Origin of the sequence: Klugiella xanthotipulae (assembly GCF_006716695.1) — a bacterium.
Lineage (GTDB): Bacteria > Actinomycetota > Actinomycetes > Actinomycetales > Microbacteriaceae > Klugiella > Klugiella xanthotipulae.
This window is the reverse complement of record NZ_VFPN01000001.1, coordinates 663046-677693: the sequence shown is the minus strand read 5'-3', so window position 1 is coordinate 677693 and position 14648 is coordinate 663046. Positions and strand designations below refer to the sequence as shown.

The window sequence follows — 14648 nt, the reverse complement described above, 5'->3', positions numbered from 1 at the left end:
TTCCCACGATGTGACCAGGAGGCCCGCAAATAGCCGCTGTGGGGCCGGGGAGAGCTTCATGTACTCCTGTGTCACATTCACGCTGCATCACCGCCCTGGGGGCCGTGTGGCTCGTCTGGGGTGGGGAATTGCAACAGTGCGGTGAAGCGTTGCGCCTCGGACTCGGTGATCGGTCCCGCGGCCTTGGGCTGATGCTCCTTGATGAACTCGTCCCGGTCGCCGTGGTAGCGCGGATAGTAGTCCGTGATGGACTTTCCAAAGTCGATGGTCTCGAAAACGGGCGTGCCATCGTCGTAAGTGCGTGCCGCTTGCAGACCGGCCTCGGTGTACTCGACACGGAACTCGTTCCAGCGCACGCCCTCGACGTGTTCGGCGAGCGCTTCAACAAGAACCTGTTGCATATAGTCGAGCTGTCGAATTGCCCAGTGCTCTTCGTCAACGGCCTCCGTTCCGGTGAGGCCACTGATGGCGAGGCCGATGCCTTCGCGGATGACCCAGAAGGTGTATTTCAGGGTGTCGAGTGGGGTGGACGGGGGAGTGGTGTGGTTAGTCATGGTGACCTCCTACGAGGGATGTGGGAACGGATGGGGTGCTAGCGGTCCAGTCGTCGGGCCACCCAGCACGGCACAGGGGGAAGCGGGCTGGCTCCACGGTGAGGTGCTGGAACCCGAGGGCGGTGGCCTTCTCCAAGAACGCTTGGAACTCCAGATCGGTGCCGAGGACGGTGAACGCTGATCCGTCAGGGTCGATGCACAACAGGGCCGCATGTGACACTGCCGGCAGACCAACGGCGAGCGAAACGGACGGGCTGATCTTGGTGCTACTCTTCACAGTCAGCATCACTCGCCCACCTCGAACAGGGGGGGGATTATGGCAGTGTCGGGCACCTGCACATACCCCGCGTCGGCGAGCATGTCAGAGATCGCGGCAGCCCGGCTACGTGCTTCGCCGTACCACCCTTCGCTCCACCATTCCCAGACGACACGAGCCCCACCCCGGTCGCCCCTCTTCGCCACCTTGTTGATGCGGCCGAGGCGAGTCATGAGGCTCCCGGGACCGAGGGTAATCCCCTCAGTGGTGCGCACGAGTTCTTGAATGTAGAGCTCATCGCCGTCTGAGTTGAGAAGAACCGGAATTGGCTCTGGCTTGGCACCGTTTTGGGGTGCACTGATAGTGTGATTCACGATCAATTCCTTTTGCTAGAAACTTGGTCACTGCCCCCGGACCGGGTCTAAGTCGGTCCGGGGGTGTCTTATAGGTGCGGGGGCTATCCCGCTTTGTGGTCGGTGCGGGTGAACGTGTTCGCGGCCACCCACTCCACAACTGCGGCATCCGTGTATCGGACCAATCGGCCCATCTTCACGAACGCTGGGCCGCCTCCACGTGACCGCCAGTCGGCCAGCGTTGCCACCGGCACATCCAGGTACGCTGCGATGGCGGCTGGGGAGTTCACGGCCGCGAGAGCTCCCTGTGGTTGGCTATCGTGGGACATGCCAGGTCACCGCTCGGAGCTGGCCTGGTTGAGGAAGTCGGTCAGCATCGGACAGATCGACACTGGTCGGCTCCGTGTAAAGCGCCGACAGCTCGGCTTCCAGTTCTTCGATTCGGCGAGCGCGGATAACCTTTCCCGTTTCCCATACGACGGGAAGGGTTCGGAGAATCTTCGCGGTTGCGCCGTAGCTCTCAATCAGGCGAGCCCGGGATCGGGCTCCCGACTTGGAGAGGTAGAGTTTTGTAGTGTCAGGCCAGCTGAATCTGGCGGTGTTGTAGCGGCTGACCCACCTCTCGTACTCTTCGGGGTTTTGGAGCCACCCTGGGGGATACCAACTTGGAATGATTTGCAGATGGTTGTTGCTATAGTCAATCGATCCTTCGGGGTACGACGTAATTCTGACGGAGTAGAGACGGGTCTCCTTCTGCGTTGTCATTAGTTGATGCCCTTCGTGTTGGTGTTGGTCAGTTCAAAGAGTTCGTTGGTTCCGCGGTTGGACTTGAATCCGCGCTTCTCAAACCACTCGACAAGTTCCATCGCTCGATTCACCCGGACCGCGAGCCCGAGGTGGGCAACGCCCGTTTTGTCCAGGGAGCGCGCGAGGGTGAAGAAGTGGCTACCCAGTCCGGCGTAAGGATGGTGATGGTCCTTCGACGGAACCCACTGGCCCGTCCTGGGGTGGCGACCGCGGCCTCGCGGGTTGTTGATAACCAGGCGGGCCGAGTGCAGGGCATTCCACATCCGTGTCTCTGGCTCGTCAGAGAAGTACAAGCGGCGGAACTCGCGGAACGGATATTCGGGGTTGGCCTCGAAGGCTGCAACGGCCTTCTCCGCGGTATCCGCTCGCTCAGTCTCGGCGAGCGCTCGACGTTCAGAATCCATCGCCAGTTCGAGGATCTGCATGCGGGAAAGGTCAATAGTCGGTTGGCTGTCTGCGATCTCCTGCCGCCGTGTCTGTACTGCAAAGTATTGCTGTGCGGCAGCTACCTCAGGCTTTGATCCGTCCGCGTTCTGGAACAGGACATAGCAACCGTGGCGCGAGATGTCCACGTCTTCGATTCCACGCTGCGCTCCTGACCCCAGGGCGACCATCTTGTTGACTCCAACGAAATGGTCTGCGGCATTCAGCCCGCTGGCGTTTACCGAAGCAATGGCCCTGTCGATTGCCTTGGACCAATTCCGCCAGTCCGTATAGCCTGCATAGGGCATCAGGTCTCGTGCCGACCATACCTCACGGTGTTGATCTTCAACAATTTTCAGATGGTCTAGCTGAGCAGTGAACCCAACCTGTACAATGTCGTTAGACATTTGATCTCATTTCTTGTCGTCGCCCCGTGTTCGTGCACGGGGCATTTTTGTTGGGTGGTCATGAAGCGCCCGCTTGTATGCTGGGCGGATGGATAACCAGGCACCGGAGTGGGTTAATGTCGGCATCAACGCGGCCCTGATGGTGATTACGGTTGTCACCGCAATCATCGGCATCCAACAAACGCGTAAGAACCGAATCGCCGCCGGGAAGTCGGAAACAAACGCCTCGACGTATGCCGACCAATCGCTACAGGCAAGTGAACGTCTGGCCGCCGCCACAGAGGCGCAAGCACGCCTCGCAGATGCCCAACGTCCTCCCGTATGGAGCGAAGTGACCAAAGTGAGCAAAGCCACGTACTCAATACGAAACAACTCAACGGACCGGCTGATCCTCGACAGCATCACGCTGAATCCCGAACTGCTCAGTAGATGGGCCGCCATTGAGGTGCCCGCCTGCGTCGAACATGGAGATTTCTTTACCTTCGTAGCGCCGGGAGTCAACGGGAGGCGCTTGCGCTCCATTACGCTTACCTGGCGAACTAGCGAAGGTTCCGAACTGATGAATGTCTCAAGAAATATCCCGTTCATCTGAACAACTCCGCTGATATCTGACTCAGTTCATTGTCTGAAACCTCTCGCAGCTCAACCTTGGTTATCAGCAAGGTCACCGTCACTGACATGGCATGGCCTATCGGGCAAATCTCAAGAACACTGTCGCTCAGCATTGGTAGGAGCTTCCCGCCCAGCTCGATACACGACCCACTAGCGGCCTGATAAATCACGAGAGTTTGATTCATATCTTTGGCAAAGTGGCCGAGAACGCTTCCGATTTCTTCGCGACTATTACTGGATAGCTGATGGCTTCCAGCGGGACGCCGAGAGCCTGCGCTATCTTGCTGATCGTTGCGGGCGACACTTGACGCGCGCCTTGCTCGATGTGGGTTAGCGTGCTCCGTGTGAATCCCACGCGGGCCGCCAGGTCGCTGTTACGAATCCCCAGAGCCTCGCGAATAACACGCACAGCAGCTCCGTTTACGTGTCGTTTCTGTGTTGCTGTCATATAGGAAACTCTACGCAACTACGAAGGTATGCGCAATATTAGGCAACGAATTATTTCCTACATTGCGTACTCACGGGCGAAAATGGTTGCACTAGTTGCCCAGTGTTGCCTATACTGAGTGCATGGTGATTACATGGGAGCAATTGAGGAGCGCTCGCGAGATGGCCGACTTAACTCAGAGCGAGCTTGCGCGCATTCTCGGCGTGTCCACGCGAACTATCGTTAATTGGGAAAGCGAGGGTGCTACTGTTCCACGCAAACGAGAGGATCGAGTAGCTCGTGCGCTCGACCGTGCCTTTGAGTTGATCGATTCCCTCAGGTATGACAATGATGAGGCCACGCCGGGCAATGTTCGTATCATTCCTAAAGAGCGCGACGAGCCAATAATCTCAACCAAGGACGGCTATGTCAGGTATCTTGCAAACCAGGAACGGCTGGCAGGGCGGACCGAACCTCACCCCGAGCGCGTCGCGAGGCGACGCGCTGCGTTGTCCCCTTTCACGGAATCCGATCTGCTAACCGAACTTCTTGACAGAGCGAGTAATAGAGGAGTGCGCTTGTCCGACTGGTCTGACGATGGCGCGGGGGTGAAACCAGCGCCAACCAATGTCACACCCATCGGGCAGACTGAGAACTTCACCGCATTTGATGAGGACTTCGACCCCGAATCCCTTCCACATGCGGCCTACGCGGATACCGAGGAACCCGGTTACCCCGAGGACGGAGAATGAATCATGCACCTGTACGACCCGTGGGAGCACGCCGCTTCCCTTGGCATCACGGTTGTCTACTATCCACTCCGCACCAGTAAGGGCATGTGGGTGCCCGAGCGTAGAATGATCTTCCTTCGCTCACAGCAACGCGCCTTTGTTGAGCGGTGCGTGCTCGCGCATGAACTTGCCCACGCAGAGAACGGTGACCCCACTGGACATCACCCTCGCTACGAGGCCCGCGCCAACCGGATCGCCGCCGAGCGCCTCATTAACCCCCGGGATCTCTCGGAGCTCGTGCGCGTCTACTCCGACGGCGACCAGATCTGTCGGGAGCTCGGCGTTACCCGTGAACTCTTTACTGCCTACTGGGACGAATATGGCGGGTGCAATAATCGCCACATCGCATAACCAACCTTCTGATATGGTCAGCGAGTCCGATCAACACAAGGAGTACCAATGAAACGACGTAGCCCAGCCGCACCCCTTCTTCTGCCCCTCATCACCTTCGGGATCTACACCCTCGTGTGGTTCGTGAAAACCAAGAACGAGATGAACGAAGCCAACGCCTCGAACCCCGAGGTTCGCATCCCGACCGCATGGCTGTTCATCGTTCCGTTCGTGAACATCTGGTGGATGTGGCGCTACGCCGTCGGCGTCGAAGCATTCACCAACCGCCGCATCGGCACCGTGGGGGCCTTCCTGCTTATGTTCCTGCTCGGTGTCATCGGTGACGCCATCGTGCAGAGCAAATTCAACGCGACCATCGACGGCCGCTAACGATAGAGTCCACCCACTCGCATTTGAAATGCGAGTGGGTGGACCTCAACCGTGGCGTTTATCACCACAGTTACCCAGGCTGGACGGCTGTAACAACCGTCCAGACTCCAGAGAGGGTATGCAAAGCTTGCATGCCCTCTCGTAGCGAATGAGAGGACCCCATGGCGAAGGCCTGGATAGTTGACCTGTGGGTAAAAGATGCCACCGAGATCGGTCCGGCGGGCGAACGCATCAAGACACCACCGGCGAGCGCACAGCTTCGCGCGATCACCAAGCTACCCGCACAGTTCCGCACGGCAAAGTATGGCACCGGGAAGCGCTGGAAGGTCACGTGGCACGAGGATACCGACGGCACGCAACGCCAGCGCTCACGACTCTTTGACCTCCGCCGAGACGCCGACGAGTATGCCGCCAGCATGGAAGATGACATCCGCGCAGGCAAGTACCAAGCACCCGAACATGCACAGCAAAAGTTCTCGGCCGTGGCCGACGCGTGGATCTCATCGAAGAAGAAACCGAAGCCGACGACCATCCGCCGCTACATGCGCGAGTTGCGCATGTACGTCAACCCACAGTGGGGCAATCAGCCCATCGGAACGATCACTCGGCAACAGATCGACGCGTGGGTCACCGCGCTACAAGATGGCACCGCGCCGCGTGTGCTCATTCGAAACGTTGCATGGAGGCCGCTCGGACCGTCGAGCATCGAGCACATCGCAGGCGTCGTGTTTGGCGGTGTCCTGCGTTACGCTCACGGTTCAGGGTGGCTATCAGGTAACGCAATGTCCGGCGTGGAGTTACCCCGTGTAATCGACGATGGTGAAGACCTCCTAATACTCAACCACATTGAGGTTCACGCTCTCGCCGAGGCCGCTAAGGCTGTTGATGGCAGCGCGGTGGACGAGACTCTAGTCTGCTTTCTCGCGTACACGGGCCTCCGAATCAATGAGGCGTTGGCGCTCCGTGTCGGCGATCTGGACCTCAGCAAACGACGCGTCCGGGTGCTGCGCACCTGGACCCAAGACATCGACGGCAAACGCATCCTGGGGCCACCCAAGACATGGGAGAAACGCACCGTACCCCTAGCGCCATTCCTGGCGAACCTCCTGCGTCTGCTCGTCACGAACCAGGAGAAAGACGCATGGCTATTCTCAGCCAAACGCGGCGGCTCCATCCACGATCACAACTGGCGCAACCGCGTCTGGTCGAAGGCCGTGCTCGGCGCGGGCCTCGACGGCATTGGGCTCAACATCCACAAGCTACGCCACACCGCCGCCTCATCCGCCATCGCCGCAGGAGCCGACGTAAAAGTTGTCCAGCTCATGCTCGGGCACAAAGACGTCACCGAGACCCTGAACACCTACGGGCATCTGTGGCCTGATCGTCTAGATGAAGTTTCGCTTGCCGTTGACAAGGAACGGAGCGCCGCCCTCCAGCTCGCTAGAGCTCAATCCAGCCAAGAATCCATTCACTAATCAAGTCCAATGTGTAGAGATCCTTAGCAACACCGTCCACGAAGCCCACGACTGTTGTAACTGGAATCTCCATAAAATTAACCTCGTTCAGAGATAGAAACGTGGTGGTTGCAAGCCAGGCCGTCCGCTTATTTCCGTTTAGGAATGCGTGCCCTTTACATAATCCGTGCAGCAGTATCGCCGCTTTTTGAGTGAGGGCGGGATACAGCTGGGCTCCATTCCACGTAGCAGACGGTTGAGCCACGGCAGCAGAGAGTCGCCCGGGATCTCGGACCCCGGGCGACTCCTCTGAATCATGAAGCGCTGTTACTTCAGCAACCGATAAATACGTGATCACTGGACAGCGAGCACGTCCAAAGCCTCACGCCAACGTATCCGCTGGCGACGTCCAACCTCTGCCACGCTGGCAGCATTTGCAGTAACCCCGAGGGACGGGCACAGCGGAGTCTCCTTGTCTACGGTCGCGCGTGTGTAGTAAGTAAGCATGGTCCTACGAGAGATTGGCGATTGACTCTGGGCCGCGCTTGGTAGGCCGCCTCTTGCTTCAACCCATGGGTCTTCTGAATGCGTCAAGCTGCTCAACTCGGCACCACTCTTGTTCGAGTAGAAAGCCACAACGGAGTTGACTATCTTCATCTGGTCATCTGTAAGTGAAGCATCCGTGGGAATCTGGCCGTGGGTCCCTTCGCGGTAGACAGCCCTAACGACAGGTCCATCTTTCCACGCCTCAATGGGGTCGCTAAAGAGGGGGCGGCCCGTCCAAACAAGCGACCAGGCCTGGCAGTAATACACGAGCTTGTTGAGCTGCGTGTTTCCGTTAGTTCCGGCTGTTTTCATAATGTAGCCAGCAACTTCAAGTGCGTTAGTCATCCGATACCCCTCCTTTCGGGTATGCCCCCAGGGTATAGCAGACCGGCTGGTTTTTTGTAAACACACATGACACTTTAGGCAGGCGTCCCGCAACCATCCTCGGTCGAGCGTGTCAGGTTGGGCAATTGCCGGGGACAGGTTCCACGACACGAAGTTCAACGTGTCTTAGCCGTGTCTGAAAAGTCATCGTGTCTGAAACGTGTCTGTGCCCAAATCTGCAACATTAGGTTAAACGAAAAACTCCCCCCGATCCCTTTACTTGAAAGGAATCGAGGGGAGTAATTTGTCGGGGTAGCGGGATTTGAACCCACGACCTCTTCGTCCCGAACGAAGCGCGCTACCAAACTGCGCCACACCCCGATTGGCCGCTAGGGCCTCGTCCAGTGTAGTCCATAAAAGTGGTGGGACGGAAACCGGCTCGTGCACGGGTTCTTCAGGCAGCCTCCGCCCGGAAGTGGAATAATGATCCGAATGATCGCACACTCTTTGCTCGTTGCCTTCGACCTGGATGATACCCTCGCCCCCTCGAAGTCCCCCATCGACCCTACTGTTCTCCAGCTCTTGGAGCGCCTGCTCGACACCCACGAGGTGTGCGTCATTTCCGGCGGAAACTACACGCAGTTCCAGAACCAGCTCATCACCGGGCTGGGCGGCGTGGGCGAGGCCCGCCTGGAGCGTCTGCACCTGATGCCCACATGCGGTACCCAGTATTACCGGCGTGAGGCCGGTGAGTGGACCCAAATCTACGCTGAGCACCTCAGTGGAGAAGAAACCTCCGCGGCGATGACGGCCGTCGAGCAGAGCGCGCGCGACCTGGGTCTCTGGGAGACCGAAACCTGGGGTCCCGTGTTGGAGGATCGCGGCTCCCAGGTCACCTTCTCCGCGCTGGGCCAGCAAGCTCCCGTTGAGCACAAGAAGGTCTGGGACGCTGACGGCAGCAAGAAGGCTGCCCTCCGCGACCGGGTGGCGGCCCTGCTGCCCCACCTGGAGGTCCGCTCGGGCGGCTCCACCTCGATTGACATCACGCGCAAGGGAATCGACAAGGCGTACGGCATCCGGCGCCTGGCGGAGCACACCGGAATTGACCTTGACCGCATGTTCTTTGTGGGTGACCGACTGGATGAGGGGGGCAACGACTACCCTGTGCTCGCCCTCGGCGTCGCCTGTCAGGCGGTTGAGGGCTGGCAGGATACCGCCGCGTTCCTCACCGCCGAGCTGGCTGACCAGCCCGCGGTGTAGACCGGAAAAACGTGCAGGTGGGGTCGCTAACCGGCGACCCCGCTACTCCGAATCGCTATGCTGAAAGAAGCTCTGCCGAGCCTCGTTGAGGTCGCGCAGGGTACGGTCGCTCAGTTTGGGCCGTTCGGTTGCTCGGGTCGTCGTGGGCACCACAACCGAGCTCTGCTCAAACTTCTTGACCTCATCGTGCAGGCGCTCCATCGTGAGGTCAAGTTGGTTGGCGGTATCGGCGGCGGCCCGCAACTCGCCCACCAGGTTAGCGGGAACATCCTTGTTGTACTTGTAGTAGATCTTGTGCTCCAGGCTGGCCCAGAAGTCCATGGCGACCGTGCGGATCTGCACCTCGACCATCACCGGAACAACGCCCGTGGACATAAAAACGGGCACCTCCAGGATGGCGTGCAGGCTTTTGTACCCGTTGGGCTTGGGATTCTTGATATAGTCCTTCACCTCGACCACGCGAATGTCCTGCTGCCCCGTCAGCATGTCGAAGACCCGATAGGTGTCGGAGACGAAGCTACACGTGATACGCACCCCGGCGATATCCATCACGGAGGCGCGAATCGAGTCAAATGAGGGGTTGCACTGCTTACGCTTGACCTTGTGGATGATGCTCTCGGGGGTTTTGAGCCGTGAGGTGAGGTGCTCGATGGGGTTGTAGTCGTGCACCAGGCTGAACTCCTCCTGTAGAATGGAGAGCTTGGTGGTGACCTCGTCGATACCAAATTTGTAGAGCATCATGAACCGGGTGAACTCTTCCCGCAGCTGCTTCATATCGTTCAGCTGGGCCTCGCCCGCGAGATCCAAGTCAAAACCGTGTTCGCGCAGAACCTGTGTGCTGTCCATGCTGTGAACTCTATCGCGCGCTTCACGAAAGAATCCGGTGAAAGCCTGAGCGCGCGGTGACGGAATGCTGATGACCGGTAAACCAGACCGCAACCGACGGGTAACGCGTCGGTGAACTATGCCCTGACGGCGTGACCGTGAGCGACCCGGGCCGTGGCGGGGGTGGAGTATCTCTCCACGAAGAGGCGCAGCACGCGGTGTGAGGCGGTGACATCCGCCCGGCGAACCGTGGAGATGAGCTCGGTGATGCTGTCCGGGCTGAAGTAGCCGTGGTCGCGATAGACCTGGATGCGCGTCACCAGCCCATCGTTGGTGAGGTCCGGGTGAAACTGGGTGGCGTACAGGTTCTGGCCAATCCGGAACGCCTGCACGGGGCAGCGCGGGGAGGTGGCGAGTAGCACAGCGTGCGCCGGCAGCTGGAACACGGCCTCTTTGTGGCCGACAAACGCGTCGAAGACGCTCGGGAGGCGACCGAAGAGCGCGTCCTCCTGGCCGTGGTCGGTGAGAGCGATGGTGGTGCTTGACGTGTTCTCGCCGTAGGTCCGGTTGATGACAGCCCCCTGGTGGCGGCCGAGCGTGCCCACGCCGTAGCAGGCGCCGAAGAAGGGAAAATCGCGGGCAACGATGTCGTCGAGTAGGTCGTCCAGTTGGCTCTCGGCGCGGCGCTGGGTGGCCGACTTGACGTCCTCCGGGTCGGTGGCGTTGTAGGGGCTACCGGCGAGGATCACGCCCGAGTAGTCGTTCAGATCGACCCGGCCGAGTGGTGTGCGCTCCAGGCGGTGCCAGATGAGGTGCTGGGGGGCGAGGCCGGTCAGCGCGAGGTAGTCGCGGTGTTCCTCGTGGGCAGCGTTGTCCTCGGATCGTGTCGTGATCAGGAGGAACGGCTTCATAGGATTCAGACTAACTGCCTTCCCCGGTGTCCGCCAAGGTGTGTGACGGGGGATGACGGGGTTGCCCCTACTCCCGCGCATAGCGTTGCACGAACGCCGTCAGGATCGCCTGGGGCTCCGTGACCGTGGCGTCAGAAATATCCGCGATCATCGCGTCGAGCTCGGCCGGGGCAAAGTAGCCAAACGTCTGGTAGGTGCGGATTCGCGTGATGATACCGGCCAGCGTCAACTCCGGATGAAACTGCGTGGCATAGACGTTGTTGCCCACCCGGAACATCTGCACCGGGCAGGTGGGTGAGGACGCGAGCAGCACCGCGTGATCCGGCAGGCTACTGGCGGCCTCTTTGTGGCCCACAAACGCGTCGAAACTGTCGGGCAGGGTGGTGAGCAGGGCATCCGCCCGGCCCGCCGCGGTGAGGGTGACCCGCACGCTGCTGATGGGCTCGGTGAACCGGCGGTCGATCACCGCCCCCTGATGCGCCCCCAGCGCGCCGATGCCGTAGCAGGCTCCGAGGAACGGGAAATCGCGGGCCACTACCTCGTCGAGGAGGGCCGCGAGTTCTGCCTCCACTCGTTTCTGCGTGGGGCTCTTGCTCTCCTCGGGGTCGCTCGAATTGTAGGGGCTACCGCCAACAAACACTCCCGAGTAGTCGTCAAGCCGGATGGCGGGCAGCGGCCCGGCCTCCATCCGCACCCGGTGGAGCTGGTCGGGAGAGAGCCCGGCGAGCCGCCAAAAGAGCTCATACTCTTCGTCTGCGGCGAGATCTTCGGCGCGGGTGGCCAGCAGAAGGAAAGGCTTCATCCGGGGTTACCGCTCACTCTCGGGGGTGGCCTTCGCGGGGACGGTCTCGGCCAGGAACGCGCTGATATCGCCCAGCTCTTCCCGCGAGATTGAGTGCTGGATGCCGGGGTACAGCCGGGTGGTCAGGGTCGAGTGCGTGGGCAACCACTCCGCGGTGCGCCGGATGGCCTCCCCCGTGACGATCGGGTCACCCACATCGCGCCCCCAGAAAACGGGTGGCTGGCGGCGGGCGAGTTCGACATCCCCGGGCTTGTCACCGGACAGGATGAAACCCGAGCAGTTGACGCCCGCGAGGAAGCGGGCAGGCAGCGTGCGCAACAGGTGCGTGACCATTGCGCCGCCCTGCGAAAAGCCCATCAGGGCCACCCGGGGCAGGCCGCCGGGGATGTGCGCGGCGAGAGCGTCCAGCCAGGCGAGCACCGCGGCCACCGAGGCATCGCCCTCGGCGAGGGAGGGATTGCCGGGATCACCGATCTGAAACCACGCGTATCCGTTCTCCACCGGGGCGGGGGCCACGAGCGGGGCCCGTGGCGAGGCGCACACAAAATAGTCGGGGAGGAGCGGGGCCAGCTCAATCAGGTCGCCCTCGAATGAGCCATAGCCGTGCATCAGGAGTAGCAGCGGCCGGGTGGCGAGGGCATCCGCAACCCGATCGACGGGAACGGACCAGCGGACAAGTGAATCGTCAATCAGCACGTCAGTCATCATCTCAGCTTAGGGCTAGCCGGGGAGGCCGGGCACCGGGCAATCGCACAGCAAGAAACGGGAATACGCGCGGGAAAACGCTCGTTACTTTTCTGCGGAGCCACCGGCCCCCGCACACGCCTATACAGAGGAGCACGACCACACCATGACCACCACCACGCCACAGGACACCGTTGTTTCCCCGCTGATCACGGAGCTCTCCACCCGCTGGAGCCCCCGCAGCTTCGACCCCGAGTACCTGCTCGCCGCCGAGGAAACTGCCGCCCTGCTGGAAGCTGCCCGCTGGGCACCCTCTGCCTCCAACACGCAGCCCTGGCGATTCATCATCACCCACCGCGGCACCGCGGCCTTCGACTCGGTGGTGGAGGGCCTGATGGGCTTCAACAAGGAGTGGGCCGTCAACGCCTCCCTGCTGGTCGTATCGGTCGCCGCCACTCAGGATGATGAGGGCAAGCCCTACCGCTGGGCGGAGTACGACCTGGGCCAGTCGGTCGCCCACCTGAGCATTCAGGCGCAGGCCCTCGGTTTGCACACCCACCAGATGGGCGGCTTCGTGCCCGAAACCATCCGTTCTGAGTTCAGCCTTGATGAGGCACTTGTGCCGGTCTCTGTCGTGGCCGTCGGCCGCCTCGGTGACCCCGCGGCGCTCAACGACGTTCTGCGCGAGCGTGAGCTGGCTCCCCGCGCTCGCCGCGATCTGGGCACCATCATCCTGCGCAGCGAGTAACCGCGGAGGTCGCACACGCAACAGGCTATTCCGGTGAGACTCACCCGTCTCGTCCGGAATAGCCTGCGTGTAGTGCAGAATGAGACCTATGGACCTGCGCACCCCCGATCCCAATCCCGGCTGGCTGAGCGATGATGAGCTGTCGCAGGTACGCCGACGAATGCCGATCCTTTGTGTGGAGGCGATCCCCGTGCGGGTCGATGGCCTCGGCAAGATTAGTGAGGTCGGCCTGCTGCTACGGGCCAGCCCGGAGGGTGCGATGAGTCGGATGCTCGTCACCGGCCGCGTGATGTATGGCGAGACGGTACGCGAGGCACTTTTTCGCCACCTTGAAAAAGACCTCGGCCCGATGGCTTTCCCCCTGCTGCCAACGACCCCACTCCCGGCTCAGGTGGCCGAGTACTTCCCGCTGCCCGGCATGAGCCCGTTCACCGATGAGCGACAACACGCCGTATCCCTGGTGTTTATTGTGCCCGTGACCGGGAGTTGCGACCCCCGGCAGGATGCCCTTGAGATCACCTGGCTCACCCCTGAGGATGCGGTCAGCGACGCAAATATGGCCGAGATGGAGGGCGGCCGCGGCACGCTCTTGCGCTCGGCGCTCTACGGGACCGGCGCGTTGTAGCTGCCGGCCCCGCTCGGTGGCTACACCTTCGTGAGCACCTCGGCAAACGGCGCGCGCTCGTATTGTCTGGGCGCATAGCTGAGCGTCTCACCCAGCTGGGCTGCGGCGCGTAACGGAAAGTGTGGGTCGCGCAGAAGTTCGCGACCCATCAGGATCACATCCGCTTCACCATCGGCCAGGATGCGCTCCGCCTGCTCGGCCTCGGTGATGAGCCCCACCGCCGAGGTGGGCAGTCTGGTCTCTCTCCGTAGCTGCTCGGCAAACGTCACCTGATAGCCGGGGGAGAGAGGAATCTGTGCGCCGGAGGTGAGCCCTCCCGTAGATACGTCAATCAGATCAGCCCCGGCCGCGCCAGCCCAGCGGGCGAAGGTTGAGACCTCCTCAGGGGTGAGCCCGCCCTCGGCCCAGTCGGTTGCCGAGAAGCGGACAAAGAGGGGAAGGCAGTCCGCCTCCGCACGCATGGCTCGGACGATTTCTAGTAGCAGGCGGGCCCGGTTCTCGGCGCTGCCACCGTACTCGTCCGTGCGTTGATTGCTCAGGGGCGAGAGAAACTCGTGCACCAGGTAGCCGTGGGCGGCGTGCACCTCGACCGCATCGAACCCCGCGGCAACCGCTCGGCGCGTGGCGAGGCGGAAAGCCTCCACCACCTCCCGGATGCCGTCTACGGTGAGCGCCTGTGGTTCGGCCATCTCGCCAAACGCGATCGCGCTGGGTGCGACGGTTGGCCAGCCACCCTCGGCGGCGGGCACGGTGTTGCGCTTGCTAGACCAGGGCTTGTACGTCGATGCTTTGCGCCCGGCGTGGGCGAGCTGGATGGCCGCCCCGGCCCCGTGGGAGTGGATCACTCGAACGATGCGGGCGAGGGCGTCGCGCTGGGTATCGTTCCAGAGGCCCAGATCTTCCGGCGAGATCCGTCCCTCGGGCACCACCGCCGTGGCCTCGGTGATGACAACTCCGGCCCCACCACGGGCGAGCGCGCCCAGGTGCACGAGGTGCCAATCGGTGGGCACGCCATCGCGTTTGTCGGCCGAGTACTGGCACATGGGTGAGACCCAGAGCCGGTTTCGGAACATGGTGTCGCGGAGGGTGATGGGGGAGAAGAGGTGTGTTGAGGCCATA

22 protein-coding genes and 1 tRNA gene are annotated in these 14648 nt (G+C 61.4%); 8 read left to right on the top strand and 15 right to left on the bottom strand.

Annotated features, from left to right (window positions below; genetic code table 11):
* Positions 1-77 precede the first annotated feature (77 nt).
* The 6 genes from FB466_RS13370 to FB466_RS13365 all read right to left on the bottom strand — a co-directional run bounded on the left by FB466_RS13370 (position 78) and on the right by FB466_RS13365 (position 2800).
* Positions 78-554 (bottom strand): hypothetical protein, encoded by a 477-nt coding sequence (locus tag FB466_RS13370; RefSeq protein ID WP_170205992.1) that lies wholly within the window; start codon positions 552-554, stop codon positions 78-80.
* On the bottom strand, positions 547-840 hold the full coding sequence (locus FB466_RS03065; RefSeq protein ID WP_141915749.1) for a hypothetical protein: 294 nt from the start codon (positions 838-840) through the stop codon (positions 547-549). Before FB466_RS03065 ends, FB466_RS13370 begins: the two co-directional genes overlap by 8 nt.
* Positions 840-1184 (bottom strand): hypothetical protein, encoded by a 345-nt coding sequence (locus FB466_RS03060; RefSeq protein WP_141915747.1) that lies wholly within the window; start codon positions 1182-1184, stop codon positions 840-842. Before FB466_RS03060 ends, FB466_RS03065 begins: the two co-directional genes overlap by 1 nt.
* 83 nt (positions 1185-1267) lie before the next feature.
* Positions 1268-1453 (bottom strand): helix-turn-helix transcriptional regulator, encoded by a 186-nt coding sequence (locus tag FB466_RS03055; protein WP_246054505.1) that lies wholly within the window; start codon positions 1451-1453, stop codon positions 1268-1270.
* Between the two features lie 25 nt (positions 1454-1478).
* Positions 1479-1928, bottom strand: coding sequence for a hypothetical protein (locus tag FB466_RS03050; protein ID WP_141915743.1), 450 nt, complete (start codon positions 1926-1928; stop codon positions 1479-1481).
* Positions 1928-2800: a BRO family protein gene (locus FB466_RS13365; protein WP_170205991.1), complete on the bottom strand. Its 873-nt coding sequence runs from the start codon at positions 2798-2800 to the stop codon at positions 1928-1930. Before FB466_RS13365 ends, FB466_RS03050 begins: the two co-directional genes overlap by 1 nt.
* An 88-nt stretch (positions 2801-2888) precedes the next feature.
* Between FB466_RS13365 and FB466_RS03040 the strand changes: the two genes are divergently transcribed.
* On the top strand, positions 2889-3392 hold the full coding sequence (locus FB466_RS03040; RefSeq protein WP_141915741.1) for a hypothetical protein: 504 nt from the start codon (positions 2889-2891) through the stop codon (positions 3390-3392).
* Positions 3393-3593: 201 nt separating this feature from the next.
* Here the strand turns inward: FB466_RS03040 and FB466_RS03035 are convergent, their stop codons facing one another.
* Positions 3594-3860, bottom strand: coding sequence for a helix-turn-helix domain-containing protein (locus tag FB466_RS03035; protein WP_141915739.1), 267 nt, complete (start codon positions 3858-3860; stop codon positions 3594-3596).
* 122 nt (positions 3861-3982) lie between these two features.
* Between FB466_RS03035 and FB466_RS03030 the strand changes: the two genes are divergently transcribed.
* From FB466_RS03030 to FB466_RS03015, 4 genes are all read left to right on the top strand, one after another.
* Positions 3983-4591, top strand: a complete 609-nt coding sequence (locus FB466_RS03030; protein ID WP_141915737.1) for a helix-turn-helix transcriptional regulator — start codon at positions 3983-3985, stop codon at positions 4589-4591.
* Positions 4592-4594: 3 nt separating this feature from the next.
* The gene (locus FB466_RS03025) at positions 4595-4981 is read left to right on the top strand and encodes an ImmA/IrrE family metallo-endopeptidase (protein ID WP_141915735.1); all 387 of its coding nucleotides are present in this window, start codon (positions 4595-4597) and stop codon (positions 4979-4981) included.
* Positions 4982-5029: 48 nt separating this feature from the next.
* On the top strand, positions 5030-5350 hold the full coding sequence (locus FB466_RS03020; RefSeq protein ID WP_141915733.1) for a DUF4234 domain-containing protein: 321 nt from the start codon (positions 5030-5032) through the stop codon (positions 5348-5350).
* A gap of 161 nt (positions 5351-5511) precedes the next feature.
* Positions 5512-6825, top strand: a complete 1314-nt coding sequence (locus tag FB466_RS03015; protein ID WP_141915731.1) for a tyrosine-type recombinase/integrase — start codon at positions 5512-5514, stop codon at positions 6823-6825.
* Here the strand turns inward: FB466_RS03015 and FB466_RS13980 are convergent.
* The 3 genes from FB466_RS13980 to FB466_RS03000 all read right to left on the bottom strand — a co-directional run bounded on the left by FB466_RS13980 (position 6791) and on the right by FB466_RS03000 (position 8055).
* Positions 6791-7162, bottom strand: a complete 372-nt coding sequence (locus tag FB466_RS13980; RefSeq protein WP_141915729.1) for a type II toxin-antitoxin system death-on-curing family toxin — start codon at positions 7160-7162, stop codon at positions 6791-6793. The genes FB466_RS03015 and FB466_RS13980 overlap by 35 nt on opposite strands.
* Positions 7159-7695 (bottom strand): Panacea domain-containing protein, encoded by a 537-nt coding sequence (locus tag FB466_RS03005; RefSeq protein WP_141915727.1) that lies wholly within the window; start codon positions 7693-7695, stop codon positions 7159-7161. The genes FB466_RS13980 and FB466_RS03005 overlap by 4 nt, the downstream gene beginning before the upstream one ends.
* A 286-nt stretch (positions 7696-7981) precedes the next feature.
* Positions 7982-8055, bottom strand: a tRNA-Pro gene (locus FB466_RS03000).
* A 111-nt stretch (positions 8056-8166) separates the two neighbouring features.
* Here FB466_RS03000 and FB466_RS02995 point away from each other — a divergent pair.
* On the top strand, positions 8167-8934 hold the full coding sequence (locus FB466_RS02995) for an HAD-IIB family hydrolase (protein WP_141915726.1): 768 nt from the start codon (positions 8167-8169) through the stop codon (positions 8932-8934).
* A gap of 42 nt (positions 8935-8976) precedes the next feature.
* Here the strand turns inward: FB466_RS02995 and FB466_RS02990 are convergent, their stop codons facing one another.
* From FB466_RS02990 to FB466_RS02975, 4 genes are all read right to left on the bottom strand, one after another.
* On the bottom strand, positions 8977-9708 hold the full coding sequence (locus tag FB466_RS02990; protein ID WP_246054544.1) for a GTP pyrophosphokinase: 732 nt from the start codon (positions 9706-9708) through the stop codon (positions 8977-8979).
* A gap of 188 nt (positions 9709-9896) precedes the next feature.
* Positions 9897-10670, bottom strand: coding sequence for a glutamine amidotransferase (locus FB466_RS02985; RefSeq protein ID WP_141915721.1), 774 nt, complete (start codon positions 10668-10670; stop codon positions 9897-9899).
* A gap of 67 nt (positions 10671-10737) precedes the next feature.
* On the bottom strand, positions 10738-11472 hold the full coding sequence (locus FB466_RS02980; RefSeq protein ID WP_141915719.1) for a glutamine amidotransferase: 735 nt from the start codon (positions 11470-11472) through the stop codon (positions 10738-10740).
* A gap of 6 nt (positions 11473-11478) precedes the next feature.
* A complete protein-coding gene (locus FB466_RS02975) occupies positions 11479-12177 on the bottom strand; it encodes an alpha/beta hydrolase (RefSeq protein WP_246054504.1) in 699 nt (232 codons plus the stop codon).
* A 145-nt stretch (positions 12178-12322) separates the two neighbouring features.
* Here FB466_RS02975 and FB466_RS02970 point away from each other — a divergent pair, with 145 nt between their 5' ends.
* Both FB466_RS02970 and FB466_RS02965 read left to right on the top strand, forming a co-directional pair.
* Positions 12323-12904 carry a nitroreductase family protein gene (locus FB466_RS02970; RefSeq protein ID WP_141915715.1) on the top strand — a complete coding sequence of 194 codons (582 nt, stop codon included), beginning with the start codon at positions 12323-12325 and terminating at the stop codon, positions 12902-12904.
* An 88-nt stretch (positions 12905-12992) separates the two neighbouring features.
* Positions 12993-13529 carry an NUDIX hydrolase family protein gene (locus FB466_RS02965; RefSeq protein ID WP_425460887.1) on the top strand — a complete coding sequence of 179 codons (537 nt, stop codon included), beginning with the start codon at positions 12993-12995 and terminating at the stop codon, positions 13527-13529.
* A gap of 20 nt (positions 13530-13549) precedes the next feature.
* On the opposite strand, the gene FB466_RS02960 is transcribed toward FB466_RS02965, so the two are convergent.
* Positions 13550-14647 (bottom strand): NADH:flavin oxidoreductase/NADH oxidase, encoded by a 1098-nt coding sequence (locus FB466_RS02960; RefSeq protein ID WP_141915712.1) that lies wholly within the window; start codon positions 14645-14647, stop codon positions 13550-13552.
* Position 14648: the final 1 nt, after the last annotated feature.